General features: G+C 69.1%; 2 protein-coding genes. One reads left to right on the top strand and one right to left on the bottom strand.

Features of this window, described 5'->3' with window-relative positions:
• Positions 1-86: 86 nt before the first annotated feature.
• Entirely contained in the window at positions 87-1079 is a 993-nt protein-coding gene (locus tag ACFR9S_RS12910; RefSeq protein WP_379732446.1) for an NAD-dependent epimerase/dehydratase family protein, read from the bottom strand.
• Between the two features lie 151 nt (positions 1080-1230).
• On the opposite strand from ACFR9S_RS12910, the gene ACFR9S_RS12905 reads away from it, so the two are divergent.
• A complete protein-coding gene (locus ACFR9S_RS12905) occupies positions 1231-1539 on the top strand; it encodes a hypothetical protein (protein WP_379732447.1) in 309 nt (102 codons plus the stop codon).
• Positions 1540-1668: the final 129 nt, after the last annotated feature.

Here is a 1668-nt window from a genome sequence, read left to right as displayed (position 1 = left end):
CGACGATGGCCGTCGCCGACGACCTGCTGTTCGCGTCCGACCGGGAGACGCTCCGAGCGTTCCGCCCGCGGTGAGGGGCGGGCCGCTCAGAGCGTGTCCAACACGTCGAGCACCGCCTCCTCGTTCTCACGGCCCGGATCGTGCTCGCTCCCGTCGCGGTCGGAGTCGCGGTGTTCCGCGACGGTTCGAGCCATCGCTTCCTCGAGCGGCGTCGACTCCCAGCCGAGGTCGGCGAGCTTCTCGGTCGCGAGGAGGTGCGGGTAGTCGCGGTAGAGCACGAAGTCCTCGGGCGCCAGCCCCGCGGCCGCGAGTTCGCGCTCGCCGGCGTGGACGACCTCGACCTCGGTGTCCATCGCGTCGGCGATCAGTTCGAGCATCTCCTCTAAGGTGACCGCCCGGCGGTCGCCGACGTTGTAGAACTCCCCGGGCTCGCCCTCTTCGGCGACGATCCGGAGCGCGCTGGCCACGTCCTCGACGTACGCGCGATGCCAGAGGTTCTGCCCGTCGCCGGGGACGACCACGCGGTCGTGGGTGTCGACGCGGTCGAGCCAGTAGTCCATCCGCTCGGTGTAGTCGTACGGCCCGTAGACGATGCAGGGCCGGACGGACATCGCGTTCACGCCCTCTTCGGCGGCCGCGACGATCTCCCGGTCGCCCTCGGCCTTGCGGTTGCCGTAGGTGTCCCCGGAGTCGTCGACGGCCTGCTCCTCGGTGCAGGGCCGCATCGGCGTCGAGTCCTCGCGTTTGGGGATCTCCTCCGCGCCGTAGGCGTCGCCCGAGGAGATGTAGACGTAGCCGTCCACGTCCGCGAACACGTCGGTCGCGATCGCCACGTCCGCGGGGTAGTACGCGACGCAGTCGATCACGATGTCTGGCTCGACGGAGAGTTTGGCAGCTTTGAGGTCGGTGTCGTCCCGCCGGTCGCCCTCGACGTGGTCGACGCCCTCGCGGTCGGCGAAGGGGTTGTCGTGGTTGCCGCGGTTGAAGATCGTGACGTGGTAGCCGTGATCGAGCAGTTCCTCAACGGTGTGGCGGCCGACGAACCGGGTGCCGCCGATCACGAGCGCGGTGTCGGACATGCGTCGGCGTTGGTGGGGGGAAAGGAAAGCGTCCCGGAAGCCGGCCATTCGTTCGCTCGGTTCGGCGGGGCGGTCACCCCCACTGGCCTCAGTCGCTTCGAACCGACGACCGTCGCCGTTTTCTTGGTTCGTGCTACCGAACAACAGATTCATGAGCGGAAACACGTACACGCTGGTCGTCCGGGAGGCCAGCAACCACGACGCCGTCGACGTCGACGTCCTCGACGAGGACGGGTTCGTCGAGACGGCCAGACAGTTCAGCTACGGGGACTACGGCGTCCGCACCGACCGCGAGGACGACCGACCGGACCGCATCGAGGAGGAGTTCACGGTCGAGGCCGGCAGCGTCGACGTCCGACTCGACAGGGACGGCCACACGTTCGCGTTCCGGGCGGTCGTCGATGGCGAGGAGGCCGCCCGCGTCGAGGTGTCCGACGCCGACTGGGACTTGCACACCTGAAGAGGTCCCGCCCGATCGGAGGTCCCGCCGGCTCAGACGCCCTGTCCCATCAGGTGGCTCCTGAGCACGTCCGGCGCCTTCGTCGCCGCCTCGGTGTTCAGGACGACCGCCTCGTCGTCCTCGCCGAGC

Source organism: Halolamina salina (assembly GCF_042678005.1).
Classification (GTDB): domain Archaea; phylum Halobacteriota; class Halobacteria; order Halobacteriales; family Haloferacaceae; genus Halolamina; species Halolamina salina.
This window is presented reverse-complemented; position numbering and strand designations above follow the sequence as displayed.